The following is a 21,686-nucleotide window of genomic DNA, read 5'->3' on the forward strand; positions in this document are numbered from 1 at the left end:
CCAATGCGCAACAATCATCTTGCCAAGTGCGTGAGCCCGACTCAGAACGGCACGGTCGGAGAGCACAAGCCTTGTTCGTGCCCTCTCTCAAAATAGACCGGACGCAAATTCGGTTGGGGGGAAACGATTAAAAACAAGGTCTTAGGGGTCCAGTCGCAGGCCCTGCCTTCACACAATTCGATGTCCGGCAGTCCGAATGCCGGCACGCGTAAAGGGAGATGTAGAGTGAGCAAGACGATCGGAATGTCCTTTTTCCTCGCCGCAACGGCGCTGACCGGAGTGAGCGGAACCGCCGCCGCGCAGGAAGCCGTGGGTGACGAAATCATCATCACCGCGCTGAAGCGCGACACGAACCTGCAGGATACGCCGATTTCGATCTCCGCGATCACCGGCGATGCCATCTCGAACTCGGGCGTCCAGAGCATCGCCGATCTCAATTCGAGCGTACCCAGCCTCACGTTCGTCGACGGCGGCCCCTCGCAGCGCCGTGTCGTCATCCGCGGCATTCAGGCCGCGGGCGAACCGACGGTCGGCACCTATTACGACGAAACCCCGGTGACGGGCGTGATCGGCGCGGGCAACGACGCCGGCGGCTCCACCCCTGAACTGCGCCTGTTCGACGTCGAGCGCGTCGAAGTGCTGCGCGGCCCGCAGGGCACGCTCTACGGTTCGGGCTCGATGGGCGGCACGCTGCGCGTGATCTACAAGAAGCCGACGAACGAATTCGACGCCGCGATCGACACCAGCCTTTCGGCAACCAAGCACGGCGGCGCCAACTTCGAAGCAAGCGGCATGGTGAACGTGCCGATCGCAACCGACAAGCTGGCGATGCGCGCCACGGGCTTCTACCGCAAGGCGGACGGCTACATCGACAACACGACGCTCCGCATCAAGGACATCAACGAGCAGAAATACTACGGCGGACGCCTGCTGCTGAGAGCGACCCCGACCGACGATCTGACGATCGATGCGGCGTACTACATGAACCGGGCGCGGACGGACACGCCGTCGTGGACGCTCGAAGCGGGCAAGTACAATTCGGACGCGCTGACGCGCCAGCCGATACGCGACGACGTGGACCTCTTCAGCCTCACGGCCGCGTATGATTTCGGCGGCGTGGTGCTGACGGCGGCGGGCTCCTACATGGAGCGCGACATTTCGACGGTGAGCGACGTTTCGCGCTTCATCCGCTCGACGCGCACGGCGGCGGGCTGCGGTGCCCGCCTCAACGGCAGCCCGGCGATCCCGTGCGCCGGCACCCAGCTTACGGACTATTATGCGCTCGTCGACAGCCAGTCGACGTCGGCGCTGTTCCCGCAGCAGAACATGGAAGCGTGGACGGGCGAAATCCGCCTCAGCTCTGACGGCACGGGGCCGCTCAACTGGACCATCGGCGGCTTCTTCTCGGACCGCGACATCCACGTGGAAAACCCGCAGGTGAACGCCGATCCGGTGACGGGCGCGATCATCTATCCGCTCGAGATCGCGACGTCGCGCTACATCAACGACAGCCTTCGCCAGGTCGCGGCATTCGGCGAAGTCTCGTATGATGTGACCGACCGCCTGAACCTGACCGCGGGCGTCCGTTACTTCCGCTACGACAAGGACATCAACGGCGAGACGACGAAGGGCTCCATCCTCGTCGGCGCGGTGGTGCGCCCGCTCTCGTTCGTATCCTCGGACGAGGACGGCACGGCGTTCAAGTTCAACGCTTCGTACAAGATCACCGACGACGTGCTGTTCTACGCCGAAGCTTCGCAGGGCTTCCGCCCCGGCGGCGCGAACCAGGTGATCGGCCTTGCGCAGGAACTGACGCCGTACCAGTCGGACAGCCTGTGGAACTACGAGGCGGGTCTGAAGACGACGCTGCTCGATCGCAAGCTGACGCTCAACATGGACGTGTTCCAGATCGACTGGTCGGACATGCAGATCAGCACGCGCACGCCGAACGGCGCGTTCGCCTATATCGGCAACGCGGGCTCGGCGCGTATCCGCGGCTTCGAACTTGAAGGTTCGCTGCGTCCGGTCGAGGGCCTCTCGATCTCGGGCAACCTCGCCTATCTCGACGCCAAGCTGACCGAAGACCAGCCGAACGCCGGTACGTCGATCGCCCCGGCCGCCGGTTTCGACGGCGACCGCATCCCGTTCGTGCCGAAGTTCACGGCGGGTCTTTCGGCGCAGTACGTGTGGGGCCTCGCGGAGGGGCTGAACGGCTTCCTGCGCATGGATGCCAACCATGTCGGCGGTTCGTGGTCGGACTTCCGTCCGTCCTACGTCTTCACGCGCTACATCGACGACTATGAAATCGCGAACCTGCGCATCGGCGTCGAGGCGGAAGACAATGCCTGGGGCGTGTATGCGTTCGTGAACAACCTGTTCGACGACACGGCGATCACGCGCTCGACCTCGAACGCAATCGCGCAGAACCGCACGCTCGTGAACAGCGTCGCGCCGCGCACGGTGGGCCTGAACTTCCGCGCCAACTTCTAAGCGGCGCAGTCAGCCAAAAAATATGGGGCGGCAACCGCTGGGTTGCCGCCCCTTTTTTTTGTGCTTTGCGCCAGCCTATGCGGAGGCGAACAGGCTTTCGATCGGCTGGAATTCCTCGTCGATGCCGAACATGCGCGGGCCGAGGACTTCGAGGCTTTCCGGGCGGCGCAGCATGGGGTCAGCGCTGTAACCGAACACCTTCACACGCTGGCCGTAGGTGAGCATTTCGCCCGTCAGCGGCTCGCCGGATTCGCGGTCGAGGATGCTGATGAGATCGGGGACGATCGTAATCGTCTTGCCGTTGAGACGGCAGACGAGGAATTCGTTCTGAATCTCGACGACGCATTCGTCCGATGATTCCTGAAGACCGGTCATCGTCACGCGGCCGAAGTGCCAGCCGTCGCGCGTGTCGTGCGTCACGTCGGTGATCTTGCCGTCGAACAGGATGCGCGCGGTGCGATTGTCCCAGCTGTTCAGATAATCGATCAGGCTTTCGAAGATGTCGCGCGAGTCCTCGCGTGCGGTGCGGATGGCGCGGCCGATTTCCAGCGTCTGCGTGATCGTGCGCTGGACGGCGAAGGATTTCGCCTGCTTGCCCGTCATCGGATAGAGCGCGCCGAACGACATGGCGCCCATAGCGCCGGTGACGACGCGGCAGAGGTCTTCCGCCATGCGATCGTCGACGGCTTCGATGGTGACGACGTTGCCGGAATCGTCCATCACGATGCCCGGCGTCGCCTTGCAGCCGTAGATGCTGAACGTCGTCATCTCGATGTGCGGCACGGCGCGGCCGACGCCGTCCGCATCGAGCACGGGAATTCCGCTGATCGCGCCGAGCGCGAGCGGGAACATCGAATTCGCGCCGCCGATTTCGGCGCTGATGAGCGCATCGACACGGCGGCCGTAAAACGCCTCGGCGCGTGCGAGGATTCGGTGCAGCGTCTTTTCGCTGACGAGATGCTCGACGATGACCGAAGGCGCGCCGATGCCCGCGATGGAGAGCACGAAGGCGTCATCGGGAATCTCGTCGCACGAGAGGACCTTCGGGTAGCGGCCGTTCTTGATCTGCGCGCGGACGAAGAGTTCGCCCACGTAAGGGTCGCCGCCGCCGCCGGTGCCGAGGAGCACGGCGCCGCGCGCCATATCCTGAATGTCCTGAACGCTATCGACAATGAACATGATAGGCCTTTCGAAAAAGCGTGGGCTCAGGCGAGCGCCGCAAGCGGGCCGACGGCGCGGACCCTGATCTGGACGGAGCCGGATTTCATGTGCGTCATCGGGAGTTCGACGATCTCGACGATTTCGACTTCGCGTTCGCGCGCACCCGCCGCAACGGCGGCATCGGTCGCTTCCTTGCGTGCCTGTTCGAGCGCGGCCTCGCGGCCCATTGCGCCGACATCATAGAGCTTGTCGACACGCCCGCTGACGAGTGCGATGGCGGCGCCGACCGCGTTCGCGACCTCGGCATGTGCGGGCTTCAACACTTCCGACGTGCCCTTGAGCGCGCGCGAGATGAGGATGCTGCCGCCGCCGACGAGAACGAGAGGGAGCGGATGGTTGCTCGTCTTGATCTGGTCGATCGCGTCTTCGATCTGCTGATGCAGATTGTCGAGCGCGGCCTCTACGGTTTCATCGGGAACGTGCGCGACCTTTGCCGGATCGCCGATTTCGGCTTGGCCCGCGCGGACGGCGATGTCGCTCGCGGTGAGCGTTTCGCCGCCGAAGATGAGGCCTTCCTCGGCGAGGCGGAAGCCCACGGAGTCCGGGCCGACCGTCCAGCCGCCCTCGCCCTTGCGAACGAGACTACCGCCGCCGATGCCAATGGAGAGCACGTCCGGCATTCGGAAATTGGTGCGGACGCCGCCGATGTAGTTCGCCGCTGTCGTCTCGCGCGGGAAGCCCCGCAGCAGGAAGCCGATGTCGGTCGTGGTGCCGCCGATGTCGGCGACGACCGCTTCGTCGAGCCCGGTGAGGAACGCCGCGCCGCGAATGCTGTTGGTGGGGCCGGCCGAGCAGGTGAGGATCGGGAATGCCGATGCGGTTTCGGTAGTGATGAGCGTGCCGTCGTTCTGGCTGATGTAGATGGGCGCGTTGATTTCAAGATCGGCGATAGCCGTCTGCAGCGAACCGATCACGCGTTCGGAAAGCTCGGCAAGCGTCGCGTTGATGACCGCCGCATTCTCGCGATCGATGAGGCCGAGGCCGCCGACCTTCGAGGAGATCGTGATGCGCGCGTCCGGCATCACCGCCTGCACGACGGCGGCGGCCTTTTCTTCGATATCCGGGCGGATCGGCGCGAAATTGGCGGAGATCGCGACAGCCTTCAGGCCCTTCGCGCGGGCATCCTCGGCAGCGGCGCGGAGCGCGTCTTCATCGAGCGGGGCATAGTCCTTGCCCGTGTAGAGCGCGCCGCCGCCGACCATGTAGATGTGCGAGCCGGCGACTTCGACGAGATCGTCGGGCCAGCCCGCGAGCGGCGGCACGCCGTCTGCCTTCGGCAGCGAGACGCGGAAGATCGCGACGGGCGCGAGCCCCTTGCGCTGCACGAAGGCGTTCACGAACTGCGTCGTGCCGATCATCACGGCCTCGATCGAAGCGCGGTGCTCGGGCGCCTTGTCGAGGATCATGCGCACGGCATTGACGACACCGCTGCGCACGTCCGCCGTCGTGAAGCTCTTCGCCGTCGCCAGCACCTCGCGCCCGCGCATCAGCACCGCGTCGGTGTTGGTGCCGCCGACGTCGATGCCCAGCCTGAATCCGCTGCCGCTCATGTCAACCTTTCGAAATAGAATGCGTGATGGCGGGCGCCCGGAGAGCGCCCGCCAAGACTGTCAGAACTTCACTTTCGCTTCCACACCGTAGGTACGCGGCGTGCCGCGATAGCCGATCGCGACATCGAGACCCGAATATTTCGGCTGGAAGAATTCGGAATAATACTTCTCGTTGAAGATATTCCGCGCGAAGGCGTAGAGGCCGTAATTTCCGAACTCGACGCCCATGCGTGCGTTGAGAAGGTCATACGGATTCTGCACGGAGGCATTGTCGGCATCCCAGTATTTCTTGCCGATGTGCTGGTGTTCGATGCGGACGAACCCCGCCACGGTCTCGCTGAGCTCGCCGCGGTACTGGATCGAACTGTTGATCGAGAGCGGCACCGTGCGCGGCGAATGATTGCCGACATCGGACGGGAACAGGCTGCGCTTGATCTCGCTGTCGGTGGTGCCGACCCCGAAGCTCGCATCGAGCCCGGGTGCGACTTTCGCCATCGCCTCGATCTCGAAGCCCTTGATCTGCACCTTGTCGATCGTGTCGATGATCTGCGATGCGGTCGCGGCGTCAACGTAGAAATACTGGTAGTTCTTCACGTTGGTGAGATAGGCGGCGCCGTTCAGCGTGAGCTTGCGATCGAACCACTGCGTCTTGAAACCGACCTCGAAGTTGTCGAGCGTTTCGGCGTCGAACACGGGCACGGTGACATTCGGCGCGTTGAAGCCGCCCGAACGGAAGCCGGTGCTGTAGGTGGCGTAAACGAGACGCCCATCTTCCGGTTTCCACGTCAGCGTCACCTTGGGCTGGACGCGATCGAAAGAGGTCTTGCGGACGGCGCCGGTCACGACGTTCGTCTGCTCGCGCTTGTCTTCGTCGTAGCGGATACCGCCGGTGAGCGTGAGCGTCGGCGTCAGGTCGTAATCGACCTGCGCGAACGCGGCGTAGGCGTTGTTGTCGTTTGTTTCATTGTTGTTGGCGATGAGCAGCGCGGTGTTATCAAACTGATCGCTGCCGTCGATGTCGATGAAGCCGCGTGTGACGAGCGCACGATCGGTGTTCAGATAATACAAGCCAACGAGCCAGCGGAACGCCTGATCGCTCGCGGAAACGAGGCGCAGTTCCTGGCTGAAGGTTTCGAGCTTTGCATTCTGCCCCTGCCCCGCCTGGAAGCCGAGACCGAAGATGCCGCCCGGTGAATCCACGGGATTGCGGAAATCAAGATCGGCGCGGTTGTTCTGCTGGAACTTCGACCAGGCGCTGATGCCTGTGAGGGTCGCGAATCCGAAATCGTAATCGAACTTGCCGGTGAGATCGACGCTGTCGCCTTCCGCATAAGCCGGGAAATTGAACTGCGGATTCACGAAGTCACGCGGGATGCCGGAGAACACGGCCGCGTAGCTGTTGGAGCCGCCCCGGAAATCGCTGTATTCGGCGCGAAGGTCGAAGGTCAGCAGATCGGTCGGCTTCAAAATCATGCGGCCGCGCAGCGAATAGTCGTGATCGATGTAATCGACGCGGTCGCCGCGGAAATCGTTCTTGATGAGGCCGTCGGACGACGTGTAGCTGCCCGAAACGCGGACCAGGACCTTATCCTCGACCAGTGCGCCTGAGATACCGGCGGAAGCGTCGATCGTGTCACCGTTCGCATAGCCGAGATTGACGAAACCTTCGAGTTCGTTGCCCGGCGCTTTCGTCACCACGTTAATCGCGCCGCCCACGGCGTTACGGCCATAAAGCGCGCCCTGCGGGCCTTTCAGAACCTCGATGCGTTCGATATCGAACAGCGTGACGCCGAGCTGCTTCTGGTTGGTCTGCGGCACGCCGTCGAGCACGAAGGCGATGGGCGGATCGGCGTTGTTGATCTGGGTGAGACCGCGCATCGTGATGAAGTTGCTGCGGTAGGTGTCGCCGCGATCGTAGGTGATGTTCGGCACCTGCGCGATGATATCGGACGTCGACTTGATGCCGGCATCCTCGACCGCCTGCGCCGTGAACGCCGTCACCTGAATGGGGACGTTGCGGAGCGGTTCGGCACGCTGCTGCGCGGTGATGATGATCTCGTCGGTTTCGGCATCCTGCGCCAGCGCGGCACCCGGCAATATCGCCAGCGCCGCTGAGGCCAGAAAGGCCGTTCTCAGGTTACGGCTCGTCATTTTCCTTACCCCTTTTTTGCTGTTTTCCCTGCGCGATCATATTCGCGCGGGAACGCCAGAGGCGCGACAGCCGAGTCGGGTAGTGAGAGGCGCTGTCGGGTGGCAGCGCGGCCTATTTCTCCTGCGCGCGCGCGACGGCGGCCTTGCGGCTGGAAACGCCGAGCTTGGCGTAGATCTTCTTGAGATGGAACTTGATCGTATTCTCGGTGAGCCCGAGACGCCGCGCGATCAGCTTGTTCGATGCACCGTCAGCAAGGTGCGCCACGATTTCCGATTCGCGGTCGCTGAGCGCATCGGGCGAAAGATACTGCGGCTTGGCTTTCAGCGCCCGCAGGATCGTTTCCGCGTGCTGCTGTTCGAGCGGGGATGCCTCGCGCTTCGCGATACGCTCCATGATCGTCCGGACGGCGCTTCCTTCCTCGACAAAGGGAGAGACGATTTCCTCCGCAAAGGCATGATGAACCGCCATCGCCATGGCATCGTCGGCACCGGCCTCGTCACCCAGCCTGTCGCGCACGAGCGACAACAACACATATCCCTTCACCGTGGTGACGAGACGTTCCCCTGTCCGCCCCTCTTCGATCATCGCGCGGGCACCGTCCGCCGCGGCCGCGACGCGTCCGCGCGCGAGATCAACGAGGATCCTTGCATGCATCGCGAGGTCGCGCGTCCGCCACGGAACATGGTCCGCATCCATCGAAAGCGTCCGCGCAATCGCTTCGGCACCGTCAATGCCGCCGCTGCGCAGCCGGTAGATGACTTCAAGCGCGTTCAGCAGACCGCCAACGCAGAGGAGGCCCTGATTGGCAAGGCGCGTCTTCAATTCGGCAATCATGCGAAGCGCCGCCGGAAGCCCGCTCCGGCGCCACGCGACATCGACGATGATCGGCCACGAGACGGCATACTGGTCGTACCACGCCTCCCCCGCCCCGAACTGATCGAAGGCGACGCGGACAAGATCCGCGGCGCTTTCGCGGTAGTGACGAAGATAATCCGCCGCTGCGATCGCCATGCGCGCGGTTGCCGTCACCGTCGGCTCGATACCGCTCGTGCCCCGACGCCGGAGCGTGGCGGCGGCAAGTTCCGAGGCGGTCTTCAGCGACCCGTGGGCGAGCGCGACGAGCACGTCGTGCGTCATCAGATGCTGTTCGGCGAAAGGCAGCATCCCGAGCGCCTGATAGGTTTCGCGCGTGCGGATCACCGACTGGCGCGCCGCGTGCAGATCGCCCCGCATCTGGTGCATGACGACCATCGTGTTTTCGCACCACGCCCAGAACAGGGGCATGTCGGGCGCGAGCGCGCGGACCTTCTCGACCTCCGCCTCGCGCGTCGGCGTGATGCCGCTGACGTAACATCCGAACAGGAGGTCGAGCGCATGGCCCTCGAGTTCGAGCTGCCTGCCGTGTCCCGTGGGGTCGTTCAGAAAGCCGCCCGTGCTCTCGCCGATGCGGCGCAGCCAGTTGCTCGCCTCCCCGAAGTGCCCCGCCTTGAAATGCGCGAGCGCCGCCATCAGCTGCAGACGCGGCTGGGCTTCCAAAACCTCCTGCGGCGTTTCGCGAAGGATCGCGCGAAGCTCGCCCGCACCGTAGGCGAGGAAGATCGAGATGAACGGAATGCCGCCGAGCGTCTCCACCATCGTCGCGCGGTCGCCAGCGACATCGTAGTGACGCACCGACGCGGCGTAGCGCTGCTGCTGCCAGAGCCAGTCCGCCGCGCGCCTGTGCAGCCGCGCGGCATGATCGGGGCTGCGACCGAGACGAGCCTGCGCGTAGTCCGACAGCAGCGGATGCAGCCGCCAGGCGGGCTCACCCTCCGATTCCGTGCGCTGAACGAGCGTCGGGAGCTCGGCCTCGACCTCTTCGAGGAGCGCGGCACTGTCTCGCCGGTCGCGCACATGGTCGGCGAGGCTCGCTTCGACATAGTCGAACGGCGACAGTTCGGTGAGGAGCTGCTGGCAATGTTCGGGCAGCATCGCGAACACCTGCTCGGCGAGATAATCTGCAACCTCATCGACCTGCCCGCTGAAGCGCGGCATCCGCGCGGAGACACCCATCCGGTCGCGCCAAAGGCGATAAAGCTGGACGGCGACGGGCCAGCCTTCGGTCTGCTCGGCGATCGCCGCGAGTTCGGGCGCATCGGCCGGGAGGCCGAGCGCCGCACCAAGCTCTGCGTCGCTGAGGCGAAGCTCGGCCGGATCGATGATGCGGACGATCCCCTGCGTGCGCAGCACCGAGACGGCGAGCGACGGCTTGCGCCGTGTCGCCAGCACGAGATGAACCCAATCCGGCAGCGCGTCTGCCATCTCCTCGACCAGCCGCGCGATCGCGGGGTGATCGACGCGGTCGAAATCGTCGATGATGAGCACGATCGGGCGCTCCTCGCGGTCGAGCTGCAGCAGGATCGCGTCGAGCATTGTCGCCGCCGGGCTGTCGCCGGTCTTGGGGCGCAGGGCGTCGCCCATTTCAACGCCAGCAGCGGAGAGCGAACGGGCGATCATCTCGAGAAACACATCGGGTTCGCGATCGAGATCGGATGCGGTGTACCACGCCGCCGCGATGCCCTGTCCCGTGAGCCGCTGCCACCACTGCCCGAGTGCGGTGCTCTTGCCGTAACCACGCGGGCCGACGACGATCGTGAGCTTGCCGGCGCGGGCAACATCGAGCGAGCGCAGCACGAGTTCGCGCGTGGCGAGCGGCGCGCGCTGCACCGGCGGACGCAAGCGGCGGCGGCTTGCCCGTTCGCGCGCGCCGGACCGCTCCGTTTCGCGAGGTTCGGCCGCTTCGTTCAAACCCGGTCCTTTACGTTCGGCCCTTCCCGGCTCCCATCAGCAGCGCGCCGATCAGGCAGGCGCCACCCGCGACCAGCCCGAAGGCGTTCCAGTCGGCATCCGCGACGAGCGGCACGGCAAGCGCCGGGCCGAGCGCGCTTCCAAGCATCAGGAACGCCGGCGCCGCGCCAGCGTGTCGCGCATCCCCGAGATTTCCGGTGCGCGCAATCACATAGGGTAAACCGAAACCAGGGAGCAAGACCAGCGCCGCAGTCGCCACCGCGAACAGCCACAAGCCCTGCGCCTGCGCGATCAGCACCACGTCCGCCGCGAGCAGCAGGCTGAAACCCAGCACCGGCACGCGCAGACCCGCGCGCTCCCCCAGCAGCCGGGAGAGCAGCGGCCCGATCATCATGACGACCGCGCACGCGGCCATGATCTTGCCCACGAGCTGCATATCGAAGCCCTTCGCAGCGCCGAGCGGGAAGATCGAGTTCCATGCCATGCTCTGCCCCACGAACATCACCGCAAGGCCGATGAGCACAAGCACCGCGCGCGGGATCGGACGAAAGCCGGCGCTGCTCTGTTCGACCTTGCCATGAAGCCTCGCCGCCATGGCGAGAAGCGCACAGAGCGCCGTTGCTGCGAGCCCTCCGAACACGGCCGCCGCGCCCGCGGCTTCCACGAGCGGCGGCAGCGCGAGGTAGAAAAGCGCGGCAAAGCAGGCGAGACCGATCTGCATCGTGGCGAGCGTCTTCTGCGCATCGACACGCTGCGCCGCGAGCGCCGTCGCGGTCGCCAGCACCGTGCCGAGCGCAAGCCCCGACAGCAGTCGTCCCGCGATGAAAGTCGCATCAGGGGCAAGCATCGCGAGAAGGTTGGCACCAACCGCAACAGCCGCCGCGCCGATACCCAGCGGCCGTGCGCCGATCCTGCCCGCCACCGCCGCAGCGCCAAGCGTGCCAAGGCCGATCGCCGCCATTTCGCCGGACGCCACCAGGCCAGCAAGTTCGCCCCTTGCCTCCGATGCCGCAAGCCAGAGCGGGATCGCCGTCGTTCCCGAAAAACCCGCGATGTTTCCCGCGACGAGGCTGAAGACCGCGCTTTGGCGCAGCGGCGCGGGCGGCTGGGGATCAGACAAGGGCGTTCCGCCGGATGCGCCCGTCGGCAACGATCAGGGCGAGCCGGTCGTGCTGTTCGAGAACGGAAATATCTTCGAGCGGGTTGCCATCCACCAGCAGCAGATCGGCGAGCGCGCCACCCGCGATCGTGCCCAGTTTCCCCTCCATCCCGACCAGGGCCGCGTTCACCGAGGTCGCCGAACGCAGGATTTCATGAGCACTCATGATCTCGCGGCGCAGCGCGAACTCGCGCGATTGACGGTCCATGACCGAACCGAGCAGATCCGTACCAAAACCGATCTTCGCGCCCGCCTGGCGGAGGCGATCGAGCGAGGTGGACGCGAGGTCTCCGACCTCGGCCACCTTGGCGAGGGCCGCAGCGGGCAATCCCATCGACGGACCCACCGCGCGGATCGCATCGATGATCGCCAGCGTCGGCACCGCGAAGGCATCATGTTCGACGATGGCGGCGACACCGTCCGCTTCCAGCATCGTTGCGTGTTCGATCGAGCGCACGCCGTTCTGCACGCAGCGGATCGCGGCCGCATTCGTGTGTGCGTGCGCCATCACGTATGTGCGGCGCGTGGCGGCCTCTTCGACAGCGACGCGGATTTCCTCGTCGCAGAACTGGTTCATCCAGATGGGGTCGCTCGGCGAAAGAACGCCGCCTGAAACGAACAGTTTAATCTGATGCGCGCCGCGCCGGAGCTGCTCGCGCACCATCTTGCGCATCTCGTCCGGCCCATCGACGACGACCGACAAAGACCCGCAATAGGCGCAGGCGCAGCCTTCGAAATGATCGGGATCGCGCATGTCACCGTGCCCGCCCGTCTGGCTGATCGCGAGGCCGGGGTAAAAGAGCCGCGGGCCGTTGATGAGACCCTTCGCGAGCCCCGCCGCCAGCACATGATCGCCGCCCGCTGCATCGCGCACGGTCGTGAAGCCGCGCTGCAAGGCATCTTCCATGATCCGGCGGGCGTGAAGCGCGCGGAGGCCGGGGGGCATACGATCGATGACCGCCGGATTCGCCTCTGCGCCATAGCAATGGAAATGTGCGTCGATGAGGCCGGGCATCGCGAAGCGCCCGCCGCCATCGAGGCGCTGCGCCTCCGATCCCGTCACGGGCGTGTCGGAGACTTCGCGGATCGTGTTGCCTTCAACGACGATCGACATGCCCTCGCCGAGCACGGCCTCTCCGTCGAAGACGGTCACGTTCTCGATGATCAGCGTCATGGGTGCAGGTTCCTGTATCTTGCGCCGCGCTGCAAAGGTCGCAGCGGGTGGCGACGACGAAATCGGGGTGGCGGTTTAGTCAAAAGCAATCGCCACGTCGGAGGCAGGACGCGCGCAGCAGAGCAGGATGCGGTCCGCCGCGAGCGGCATGGCGGGAGTCGGCGAATGCTCGACGCTGCCCGACACGAGCGTGCTTTCGCACGCGCCGCAGCTTCCCGAGCGGCAGCCGAACGCGGGCGCGAGACCGGCGGCTTCGGCGAGTTCGAGCAGGCTCGGGTTCGCGGCCTGCGTCCATTCCGCGACGGTGCCGCCGAAGTCCACCCGCGCCGTGGCGATGGCGGGAGCGGCGTCTGCCGCACCGGGCATAAACGATTCCGAGCGAACCTGCCCGGGCGGGACACCCATCGCGGCGAGCGTATCGCGCGCCATCGCTTCGAACGGTGCGGGGCCGCAGATGTAGATGTCGCTGAAAATGCCTTCGAGCTCGATTTCCCGGCCGAAGGGGGCGGTCTTATAGGCAGGCGCGAGGATTTCGCGCAGCCGCTCCGGCGTGAGCCGCCCTGGTTCGTGGCCCGCATCATCTTCGCGCGGCGCGGAGTAGAAGACGTGGCACAGCGCGGCATCCTTGCCCGCCGACGCGAACGCGTGCGTTTCGCCACTCCGTGTCTGGTGAATCCAGACGAGCGGCGGGGGGCTGTCTCGCCTTTCCCGGTGCGCCTTCAGCATCGCAAGCATGGGCGTGACGCCGATCCCCGCGCTGATCAGCACGACACGCATGAAGCCGTCGCGCTTGAGCGTGAAACGCCCCGCCGGGGGCCGCGCCCAGACCGTGCCGCCGCGCGCGCCGATGTCGTGGAGGAGCGCCGAGCCCGCCCCGTCCGCGAGGCGCTTCACGGTGAGGCGGTAATGCTCCGGCGTATCGGCGTGATCGGAAAGCGTCCAGCTGCGGACCGGGGCACCATCGCTGTCGCCGAGACGGACGGTGAGGAACTGTCCGGCGAGCGGCGGCGCCAGCGGAATGCCGTCGAGCGGGGTGAGCGCGAAAGATGCGATGTCCTGCGCCTCGTCGCGCCGTTTCATGACGCGGAACGGGCGCCAGCCGCTCCAGCGGCCGGTCTTGAGGCGCGCCATGTCCTCCAGTCCCGCGATGCGCTTCGCGAGCATTCCGCGCGCCTGCCCGCCGAGCCAGGGATTGGCAAGGGGCTCGCGCAGCGCCTGCGGATCGGCTTCGCGCGCGACGAGCAGGCGGGAGAGATCGCCGACGGTGATCGCCGACGGATCGGGACATTCGGCGGTGGCGGTATCCCCAGCCTCAACTCGCCCTGGCGTTTCAACCGCGAGATAGAAGCCGACATGGCCGCTTTCGATCATCGGCCCGAGCACGCTGTCGGGCTGGTCCATGCGCCACGCGAACTTGAAGCACGGGATGCGCGGCGAGGTGACGCGGAACACCGCGCCGCCGATACGCACGATATCGCCGATGCGCAGCGTGTTTTCATCGAAACCGGACACGACGATGTTCTCGCCGAAGCGGCACCAGTCCCACGCGGCGCGATCGACGCCGAAGCGTTCCGCCCACATGACGTAGTGCTCCGCGGGCGAAGCGAGGACGGCTTCCGTGTGGACCGCGGTCTCGTTGCCGTCCGGCCCCGCCGCGCCGAACCAGAGCGCGCCGGGCGCGGGGCTGCGCACGATCGCGGTGAAGGTCCGCTGCCCCCTTACGTCCTGCCACGCTGGTCTTGCCGTGCTGACGGCGACCACTCTCCGCTCATTCCCCATGCGGGGAGGATAACGCCTTAGCGGGTCGCAACAATCCGGCGCGATGGGTGATCCCTCACCGGTTCGGGTAGCAGATCAGTCCCCGCTGCCGGCGCTGTCGGCGAGATCCATGAAACGGCGCGCGGCCTCGCGCTCTTCCGCATCCTCGAACGAATCGACATCGGGCGCATCGCCCAGCATGTGCATCAGCGCCCAGAGCGCGAAGCGCCGCCCGGCGTTCGTTTCGAGGCCGAAGTCGACGCGCATACGGTCAAGCCCGGCTTCGAGTGCAGACGGCATCAGCGCGTCGATCTCGGCACTGCCGAAATAGCGGAACAGAAGATCGTCGAAATCCATGAACCCCCTTAGCGCAGCCGGCGCGCGGGGGCACCCGATTTCAGGTGCGCGCCAGTTGCTGCCGCGTCCACCCCACGATCGTATTGCGATCCATCGCGCCCGACGTGCGCGCAACCTCACGGCCGTTCGCGAACAGGATCATTGTCGGGATCGACCGAATTGCGTAGCGCCCGGCGATCTGCTGCTCCGCCTCGGTATCGACCTTGCCGAGCCGGACGTAGGGCTCGAGATCCTGCGCCGCCGCCGCGAATGCGGGCGCCATCGCGCGACAGGGACCGCACCACGACGCCCAGAAATCCACGAGCAGCGGCAGGCTTTCAGCCTTCATCCGGCGGTCGAAGGCCGCAGCATCGAGATCAAGCGGCTTGCCGGCGAAAAGCGGAGACCTGCAACGGCCACAACGCGGCAACTGCCCGAGACGTGCGGCTGGAACACGGTTGGCAGCCCCGCAGGCGGGACAGACGATCATCAAGGGATCGGCCGCCTGCTTTACTCCGTCGGTCATGCTTATTACACCTTTCCTGTAATTATGTAGGGAAAGGTCGCGAAGCGTCAATGACGGGCGAACAGAACGTGCCGGCAGGCCCGCTCCAGATCGGCGATGCTGCCCCCAATTTCGAAGCGCGGACGACGAAAGGCGTGATCCGCCTTTCCGACTTTCGCGGACGCTGGCTGGTCCTGTTCTCGCATCCGGCCGATTTCACGCCCGTCTGCACGAGCGAGTTCGTGGCGCTCGCCCGCGCGTCCGACCGTTTCGCGGCGCTCGACTGCGCGCTGATGGCGATTTCGGTGGACAGCCTTTACGCGCATTTCGGCTGGATCCGCGCCATTCGCGACGGCTTCGGCATCACCATCGATTTTCCGATTGTCGAAGATCCTTCGCTCGTCATCGGCCGCGCCTACGGCATGATCTCCGATCGGTCGGTCGATGCCGCGGCGATGCGCTCGACGTTCTTCATCGACCCAGACGGCATCATTCGCGCGATCATCACTTACCCTGCGACGATCGGCCGGTCCGTGGATGAAATGCTGCGCGTCGTGGCAGCCCTGCAGCGTGTTGACAGCGATCACATCGTGACGCCGGAGGGCTGGCAGCCGGGCGCCGACGTGCTGTTGCCACCCGATCAGGACCAGGCAGCGCTGATGGCACGCGCCGACGATCCGCTGTGGTTCTGCCGCAGCGCGCCCGACCCAGGAGCTGGGCGTGGCTGAGGCATTGACGGAAACCGATCTCGCCGCCGTTGCCGACCTCATGCGGACGCTGGGACATGAGACGCGGCTGCGCCTGCTCGACGCGCTGCTGGTGAAGGGCGAAACTTCCGTCGGCGAACTCGAAGCGCTCACCGGCATCGGTCAGCCCGGCCTGTCGCAGCAGCTCGCCATCCTGCGCAAGGCCGCGCTGGTGAATACGCGCCGCGCCGCCAAGCTCGTCTACTACAGCATCGCGCCCGAAGCGGCGGCGCCGGCAACGGCATTCCTCACGCGTCTTTCCGCCCTGCCCGAGACGGGCGGCGGGATGCCGCGCCGCGCCCGGGGTTCCGCCGCGACCTTTGCGAAAATCCTGTAAGCGAGGGCTTTAGCGAGCCCTCTCCCAGCGCACCGAGAAGGCGCCGCGAAGGTCTCCCGGCGCGAAGCCCGTCGCCGTATCATTTGGGTAGCGCTTGCGGATCGCTGCAGCGATGTCAGGCGCGACGGCCGTGCCATGACAGGTCGTGCACATCGGCTTCATCGGGATCGCGCGCATGTAGCGGAACGACGACGCTGTCGCCCCGGACCACTCGCGCGGTTTCCCGTCCGCGTCGAGCGGCGGCATGAACGTCGCCATCACGCGGCGTTCCGTGGCATCCGGCACGGCATCGGGATTGCGGTTGCGAAGCGCGGTCCTGCGAACCATCGCGCCGCTTTCATCCGAAAGGCTGGCGGCGATCGCCGGTGCAATTTCAGCGCACACCTCCACCGCGGCAACCGGGCCGCCATCAGCGAGCGCCGCGTTCAATGCGGTGAGCAGGTCGGTCTGGAAGCGATCGACGAGTTGGCGCGCGTCCTCCGTCCGGTCCTCCATCGCGGGCTCCGGCAAACTCGCGCAGGCCGGGACAAGCAGTGCGAAACAGAGCGCGGCGCGATTCATGCCTTCGCCATCTTCGCCGGGCCGCCGAAGCGGTCACAGAGCATATCGATGAGCGCATGAACACCATCGTCTGCGAGGCGGTAGAAGATCGTCGTACCCTCGCGGCGCGTTGCGACCATGCCGCCCTCGCGGAGTTTCGCAAGATGCTGCGACACGCTCGATTGCGACTGGCCGGTAAGATCGACGAGCGTGTTCACCGACGCCTCCCCCGCAGACAGGCGGCAGAGCACGATCAGCCGCTGCGGATGGGCGAGCAGCTTGAGCACGGCGGCGGCGTCTTCGGCGCAGGCCGCGAGCATCGCTGCGGGTGTGTCGGCCATCATCATGTCGTCGCGGGTCTCCCGTCATCCCGCAGCACCACGTAGATCGCCGGAATGACGAGCACGGTGAGCAGGGTCGAGGACGCAAGCCCGAACAGCAGCGAGATGGCAAGTCCCTGGAAAATCGGATCGGTAAGGATCACCGCCGCGCCGATCATGGCCGCCGCCGCCGTGAGCACGATCGGCTTGAACCGGATCGCGCCCGCTTCGATCAGCACGTCACGCAGAGGCCTTTCAGGTGCCGCGCTGTGGCGGATGAAATCGACGAGCAGGATCGAATTGCGCACGATGATGCCCGCAAGCGCGATGAAGCCGATCATCGAGGTCGCAGTGAACGGCGCACCGAAGAGCATGTGCCCGAGCACGATGCCGACGAGCGTGAGCGGCACCGGGGTGAGGATCACGAGCGGTAGGCGGAAGCTGCGGAACTGCGCGACGACGAGAATGTAGATGCCGAGCAGCGCGACCATGAACGCCGCACCCATGTCGCGGAACGTCACCCAGGTGATTTCCCATTCGCCGTCCCACAGCAAAGTCGGCACGGACTCGTCCTCGGGCTGGCCATTGAGGCGGACGACGGGCATTGCGAGGCCCTGGGCCGCCCAGTCATGATCCTCGATGGCGCGGTTTACGGCGAGCATGCCGTAGATCGGCGCTTCATAATCCCCGGCGAGTTCCGCGGTGACCATGTCGGCATAGCGTCCGTCGCGGCGAAAGATCGCGCGGCTGCCGGCTTCCTGCCGCGCATCGACGATCGCGCCGAGCTCGACGAGATCGCCCGCGGGCGTGACCGCGACGGGCGTGCTCGAAAGCGTTTCCGTCCAGCTGCGGTCCGCCTGCTCAAGCGCGACGCTGATCGGAAGCGGCGTGCGGCCGCCGCCGCGCGGCGCGTAGCCGACCACGGTATCGCTCATCAGCGCGCCGAGCGTATCGGAGATCTGCCGCTGCGAGAGGCCGTAATAATCGACGCGGTCGCGCTCCGGCAGGAGGCGGAGACGCGGGCGCGGCTCGCCGAAGCTGTTGTCGACATCGACGATGTAGGGCACGGCGCGGAAGATCTTTTCGACCTCGGCCGCGGTCTTCTGGCGGGTTTCGGCGTCCGGGCCGTAAATCTCCGCAAGCAGCGTGGCGAGCACGGGCGGCCCCGGCGGGGTTTCGACGACCTTGAGCGATCCGCCGGCGGGTAGCTTCAGCGCGGCGAGGCGTTTGCGCAGATCGAGCGCGATTTCGTGGCTTGAGCGGTCGCGGTCGCCCTTGGGCAGCAGCGTTACCATCACGTCGCCCATTTCAGGCCGCGCGCGCAGGAAATAATGGCGAACGAGACCGTTGAAATTGAACGGCGCGGAGGTGCCGACATAGGCCTCCATCGCGGTCGCCTCGGGAATGCCGCGCACCACGGCGGCGACATCTTCGAGCGTGCGCGAGGTCGCTTCGAGGCTGGTTCCCTCCGGCATGTCGACGACGACCTGCACCTCCGACTTGTTGTCGAAGGGCAGCAGCTTCACCGTCACCGCCTTGAAGTAGAACATCGAGCAGGCGAGCAGCGTGGCGAGCGCAACGCCGATGAGGAAATTGCGCGCCGAGGTACGGCTGTCGATGACGCGGTGCGCGACACGCGCATAAAGCGCGCCGAGCCTGCCGCCGTCCTCGTGGCCATGTCCGGTATCGAGCGCCTTGCGGGCGAAGCGGATCATCAGCCACGGCGCGATGACCACCGCGACGAAGAAGGAGAAAACCATCGCCGCGGATGCGTTCACGGGAATCGGCGCCATGTAAGGCCCCATCAGCCCGGACACGAACAGCATCGGGAGCAGCGCGGCGACGACGGTAAGCGTTGCGACGACCGTGGGGTTGCCGACCTCCGCGACCGCCTCGATCGCCGCCTCGGTGCGGCTGCGGCCGTCTTTCATCGCCCAGTGCCGCGCGATGTTTTCGATCATGACGATCGCGTCATCGACGAGGATGCCGATCGAGAAGATGAGCGCGAACAGGCTGACGCGGTTGATCGTGTAGCCCATCAGGTTCGAGGCGAACATGGTGAGGAGGATCGTCGTGGGGATCACGACGGCGGTGACGCCCGCCTCGCGCCAGCCGATCGCGAAACCGATCAGCGCGACGATGGAAAGCGTGGCGAGGCCGAGGTGAAACAGCAGCTCGTTCGCCTTCTCATTCGCCGTCTCGCCGTAGTTGCGCGTGACGGCGACATCGATGCCATCGGGGATGAGTGTGCCTTCCAGGCGCTGCACGCGGTCCACGATGGCGTCCGACACGACGACGGCATTTGCCCCCGCGCGCTTGGCGATGGCGAGGCTGACGGCGGGCGCGCTCGACCAGTCGCCCTCGCGCTTCGCCCAGCGCCATGCGCGCGCCTGATCCTCGCGCGGTCCCTGCGTGACCGTAGCGACATCGCGCAGATAGACGGGCGCGCCGCTTGCCGAGCGCACGGTGAGCAGGCCCACCTCCTGCGCCGAGGACAGCGTCTGCCCCGCCGTGACGGCGACCGCCTTGCCGTCCTCACGGATGCTGCCGAGCGGGAAGCTGCGGTTCGCTTGCCCGGCGGCCTCGATCACGCTGCCGAGCGGCACGCCGTAGCGCGCGAGCTTCGCGGGGTCGGGCGCGATGCGGATCTGCTCCGGCCGCCCGCCGACGAGGAAGGTGAGGCCGACATCGCCGACCTTGGCGACCTCGGTGCGCAGTTTCGCGGCGACCTCGTAGAGCGCGCCGTCGGTCCACTGGCCTGCCGCGCCGGGCTTCGGCGATAAGGTGAGGACGACGATCGGCACATCGTTGATGCCGCGCACGGTGACCTTGGGATCGGGGATGCCGACGGGCTTCCTGTCCCAGTTCGCGCGCAGCTTTTCCTCGATGCGGATGGCGGCGTCTTCCGGGTCCGAACCGACGAGGAAACGCGCCGTTACCATCACGCCGTCGTCTTCGGCCTGCGTGTAGACATGCTCGACGCCGTCGACGCTCTTCACGATCGTCTCGAGCGGGATGCCGACGAGTTCGACGGCATCGGCGGCGGAGAGGCCGGGCGCCATCACCTGAATGTCGACCATCGGCACGCTGATCTGCGGCTCCTCCTCGCGCGGGATCGAGAACAGCGCGATGAGGCCGACGGCGATCGCCGCCATCAGGAACAGCGGCGTCAGCGGCGAGGCGATCGTCGCGCGCGTGAGGCGGCCGGAGATGCCGAGATTCATGAGGGCTTGCCCGGAACGAACAGCGTGTCGCCGGGGGCGACGCCGCTGAGGATTTCGACCGACCCAGCTTCCGATGTCGGCGCGGTTTGCACCGGCACGGCGCTGAGGCGTTTGTCGGCGGTGACGACATCGACCTGATCGATGCCGTAGCGCGTCGAGACGAAACGGCGCGGCACCACCAAAGCCTGTCGCCGCCCGACCTCGATGGACGCCGTGACACGCTGGCCGACGAAGGCGGCGGAGAGGCCGGGCGCGGCGGCGTCGACGCGCACGCGCCCGCCGGAGACGCCCGGATAGACCTGCACGACGCGCGCCTCCCGGTCATCGCCGTCGATCAGAACCCGCGCGCCGATGCGAACGCTTCCGGCGAGCGATTCGGGAAGCGACAGGCGGACGACGGGCGGACCGGCGGTAACGGTCGCGATCGACAGGCCGGGCACGACCGCCGAGCCTGCGGGAATGTCGGCGCGCAGGACTCGCCCATCGGCGGGCGCGAGCACGGCGCCCTGCCCGGCTGCGGCGGCGCTTGCCCCCTGCTGCGACCGCGCGGCGGCAGCCTGCGCGTCCGCCGCGCGCGAGGCGGCGACGGCCTGATCGAGGCGCGCCTTCGCATAGACCTTGTTGTCATAAAGATCCTGCACGCGGGCGAGCTCCGCGCGGGCGCGGGCGGCTTCCGCCTCGGCTGCGGCGGCCTGCGCGCCGTAGGCCGCGGTTTCATGGCCGAGCCGCGAGTCGACGATCATGCCGATGCGCTGGCCCTTCCTGACCGTGTCACCCGCGCGCACCGACAGGCTGACAAGCGTGCCGGGAATACGCGCCAATGCCTCCGCCTGATCGCGCGTCGCGATCTCCGCGCCTACGGCCTTCATGTCCGCGATTTCGCTGTAGGCGAGCGTCAATGTTTCGCCCGCGGGAAGTGCGGCAGTCTTTTCGGCGGGTTCGGGACTTTCGCCGCATGCGGACAGCGCGAGCGCGGCGGCAGCAAGCAGGGTGTAAATCTTCATCAAAAGGTTCCCTGTTCCCGGCGTTCAGCGGACCACCGGATAGCCCGCCGCCGCCCACGCAGCGAGACCTCCAGCAAGATGTGTATCGATCGCAGCCTTCGCCGCCGCGCAGCGATCGAGCGCCATGCCCGACCGTTTGCCGCCCGCGCATTGCAGAACGACGGCGCGCCCGCCGGCGTCTGGAAGGTCGGCGACGGCGAATCGGGAAAGCGGAAGATTGACGGCGCCCGCGATGTGCCCGGCCGCGAACTCGTTCGGCTCCCGAACGTCCACGACAAGCGCGGAGCCGCTCTCAAGCATCGCATGGAGCGCCGCCGGCGTGATTTCCTTGTGCGCCTTTCCGCCGAATCCAAACATCGCCTTCCACCTTTCAATTTGCGTAT

At 66.3% G+C, this 21,686-nt stretch carries 17 protein-coding genes; 3 read left to right on the forward strand and 14 right to left on the reverse strand.

Features of this window, described 5'->3' with window-relative positions; genetic code table 11:
* Window positions 1–225: 225 nt before the first annotated feature.
* A complete protein-coding gene (locus H2052_RS10425) occupies window positions 226–2,490 on the forward strand; it encodes a TonB-dependent receptor (RefSeq protein ID WP_293781279.1) in 2,265 nt (754 codons plus the stop codon).
* Between the two features lie 75 nt (window positions 2,491–2,565).
* Here the strand turns inward: H2052_RS10425 and H2052_RS10430 are convergent, their stop codons facing one another.
* The 9 genes from H2052_RS10430 to trxC form a co-directional block, all read right to left on the reverse strand.
* Window positions 2,566–3,669 carry a DUF917 domain-containing protein gene (locus H2052_RS10430; protein ID WP_293781282.1) on the reverse strand — a complete coding sequence of 368 codons (1,104 nt, stop codon included), beginning with the start codon at window positions 3,667–3,669 and terminating at the stop codon, window positions 2,566–2,568.
* Between the two features lie 26 nt (window positions 3,670–3,695).
* Complete coding sequence (locus H2052_RS10435) at window positions 3,696–5,261, reverse strand: hydantoinase/oxoprolinase family protein (protein WP_293781285.1); 1,566 nt, start codon at window positions 5,259–5,261, stop codon at window positions 3,696–3,698.
* A 60-nt stretch (window positions 5,262–5,321) separates the two neighbouring features.
* Window positions 5,322–7,412, reverse strand: a complete 2,091-nt coding sequence (locus H2052_RS10440) for a TonB-dependent receptor (RefSeq protein WP_293781288.1) — start codon at window positions 7,410–7,412, stop codon at window positions 5,322–5,324.
* A gap of 112 nt (window positions 7,413–7,524) precedes the next feature.
* The gene (locus tag H2052_RS10445; RefSeq protein ID WP_293781292.1) at window positions 7,525–10,200 is read right to left on the reverse strand and encodes a LuxR C-terminal-related transcriptional regulator; all 2,676 of its coding nucleotides are present in this window, start codon (window positions 10,198–10,200) and stop codon (window positions 7,525–7,527) included.
* 10 nt (window positions 10,201–10,210) lie between these two features.
* Entirely contained in the window at window positions 10,211–11,320 is a 1,110-nt protein-coding gene (locus H2052_RS10450; RefSeq protein WP_293781295.1) for an MFS transporter, read from the reverse strand.
* Window positions 11,313–12,533, reverse strand: a complete 1,221-nt coding sequence (locus H2052_RS10455; protein WP_293781298.1) for an amidohydrolase family protein — start codon at window positions 12,531–12,533, stop codon at window positions 11,313–11,315. The genes H2052_RS10450 and H2052_RS10455 overlap by 8 nt, the downstream gene beginning before the upstream one ends.
* A 75-nt stretch (window positions 12,534–12,608) precedes the next feature.
* On the reverse strand, window positions 12,609–14,294 hold the full coding sequence (locus tag H2052_RS10460) for an MOSC domain-containing protein (RefSeq protein ID WP_293781301.1): 1,686 nt from the start codon (window positions 14,292–14,294) through the stop codon (window positions 12,609–12,611).
* 93 nt (window positions 14,295–14,387) lie between these two features.
* Complete coding sequence (locus tag H2052_RS10465) at window positions 14,388–14,648, reverse strand: hypothetical protein (protein WP_293781304.1); 261 nt, start codon at window positions 14,646–14,648, stop codon at window positions 14,388–14,390.
* Between the two features lie 40 nt (window positions 14,649–14,688).
* The gene (gene trxC / locus H2052_RS10470; protein ID WP_293781308.1) at window positions 14,689–15,153 is read right to left on the reverse strand and encodes a thioredoxin TrxC; all 465 of its coding nucleotides are present in this window, start codon (window positions 15,151–15,153) and stop codon (window positions 14,689–14,691) included.
* 50 nt (window positions 15,154–15,203) lie between these two features.
* Between trxC and H2052_RS10475 the strand changes: the two genes are divergently transcribed.
* Together H2052_RS10475 and H2052_RS10480 are read left to right on the forward strand one after the other, a co-directional pair.
* Window positions 15,204–15,860, forward strand: a complete 657-nt coding sequence (locus tag H2052_RS10475; protein WP_293781310.1) for a peroxiredoxin — start codon at window positions 15,204–15,206, stop codon at window positions 15,858–15,860.
* Window positions 15,853–16,215: a metalloregulator ArsR/SmtB family transcription factor gene (locus tag H2052_RS10480; protein WP_366484452.1), complete on the forward strand. Its 363-nt coding sequence runs from the start codon at window positions 15,853–15,855 to the stop codon at window positions 16,213–16,215. The genes H2052_RS10475 and H2052_RS10480 overlap by 8 nt, the downstream gene beginning before the upstream one ends.
* A 9-nt stretch (window positions 16,216–16,224) precedes the next feature.
* On the opposite strand, the gene H2052_RS10485 is transcribed toward H2052_RS10480, so the two are convergent.
* Genes H2052_RS10485 through H2052_RS10505 form a run of 5 tightly spaced genes read right to left on the reverse strand, consistent with a single transcriptional unit; the run spans window position 16,225 to window position 21,660 of the window.
* The gene (locus H2052_RS10485; RefSeq protein WP_293781312.1) at window positions 16,225–16,776 is read right to left on the reverse strand and encodes a DUF3365 domain-containing protein; all 552 of its coding nucleotides are present in this window, start codon (window positions 16,774–16,776) and stop codon (window positions 16,225–16,227) included.
* A complete protein-coding gene (locus H2052_RS10490; RefSeq protein WP_293781314.1) occupies window positions 16,773–17,102 on the reverse strand; it encodes a metalloregulator ArsR/SmtB family transcription factor in 330 nt (109 codons plus the stop codon). The genes H2052_RS10485 and H2052_RS10490 overlap by 4 nt, the downstream gene beginning before the upstream one ends.
* Window positions 17,099–20,299 (reverse strand): efflux RND transporter permease subunit, encoded by a 3,201-nt coding sequence (locus H2052_RS10495; RefSeq protein WP_293781317.1) that lies wholly within the window; start codon window positions 20,297–20,299, stop codon window positions 17,099–17,101. The genes H2052_RS10490 and H2052_RS10495 overlap by 4 nt, the downstream gene beginning before the upstream one ends.
* Complete coding sequence (locus H2052_RS10500; RefSeq protein WP_293781320.1) at window positions 20,296–21,303, reverse strand: efflux RND transporter periplasmic adaptor subunit; 1,008 nt, start codon at window positions 21,301–21,303, stop codon at window positions 20,296–20,298. Before H2052_RS10500 ends, H2052_RS10495 begins: the two co-directional genes overlap by 4 nt.
* Window positions 21,304–21,327: 24 nt before the next feature.
* The gene (locus H2052_RS10505; protein ID WP_293781323.1) at window positions 21,328–21,660 is read right to left on the reverse strand and encodes a rhodanese-like domain-containing protein; all 333 of its coding nucleotides are present in this window, start codon (window positions 21,658–21,660) and stop codon (window positions 21,328–21,330) included.
* Window positions 21,661–21,686: the final 26 nt, after the last annotated feature.

This window comes from Sphingosinicella sp., from assembly GCF_013911755.1.
Taxonomy (GTDB): Bacteria; Pseudomonadota; Alphaproteobacteria; order Sphingomonadales; family Sphingomonadaceae; genus Sphingosinicella.

What these genes read in the sequence shown, in the direction of transcription:
- H2052_RS10500 (WP_293781320.1), bottom strand. Translation starts at nt 21,303, where the DNA reads ATGAAGATTTACACCCTGCTTGCTGCCGCCGCGCTCGCGCTGTCCGCA.
- H2052_RS10505 (WP_293781323.1), bottom strand. Translation starts at nt 21,660, where the DNA reads ATGTTTGGATTCGGCGGAAAGGCGCACAAGGAAATCACGCCGGCGGCG.
- H2052_RS10435 (WP_293781285.1), bottom strand. Translation starts at nt 5,261, where the DNA reads ATGAGCGGCAGCGGATTCAGGCTGGGCATCGACGTCGGCGGCACCAAC.
- H2052_RS10465 (WP_293781304.1), bottom strand. Translation starts at nt 14,648, where the DNA reads ATGGATTTCGACGATCTTCTGTTCCGCTATTTCGGCAGTGCCGAGATC.
- H2052_RS10490 (WP_293781314.1), bottom strand. Translation starts at nt 17,102, where the DNA reads ATGATGATGGCCGACACACCCGCAGCGATGCTCGCGGCCTGCGCCGAA.
- H2052_RS10455 (WP_293781298.1), bottom strand. Translation starts at nt 12,533, where the DNA reads ATGACGCTGATCATCGAGAACGTGACCGTCTTCGACGGAGAGGCCGTG.
- H2052_RS10485 (WP_293781312.1), bottom strand. Translation starts at nt 16,776, where the DNA reads ATGAATCGCGCCGCGCTCTGTTTCGCACTGCTTGTCCCGGCCTGCGCG.
- H2052_RS10495 (WP_293781317.1), bottom strand. Translation starts at nt 20,299, where the DNA reads ATGAATCTCGGCATCTCCGGCCGCCTCACGCGCGCGACGATCGCCTCG.
- H2052_RS10430 (WP_293781282.1), bottom strand. Translation starts at nt 3,669, where the DNA reads ATGTTCATTGTCGATAGCGTTCAGGACATTCAGGATATGGCGCGCGGC.
- trxC (WP_293781308.1), bottom strand. Translation starts at nt 15,153, where the DNA reads ATGACCGACGGAGTAAAGCAGGCGGCCGATCCCTTGATGATCGTCTGT.
- H2052_RS10440 (WP_293781288.1), bottom strand. Translation starts at nt 7,412, where the DNA reads ATGACGAGCCGTAACCTGAGAACGGCCTTTCTGGCCTCAGCGGCGCTG.
- H2052_RS10475 (WP_293781310.1), top strand. Translation starts at nt 15,204, where the DNA reads ATGACGGGCGAACAGAACGTGCCGGCAGGCCCGCTCCAGATCGGCGAT.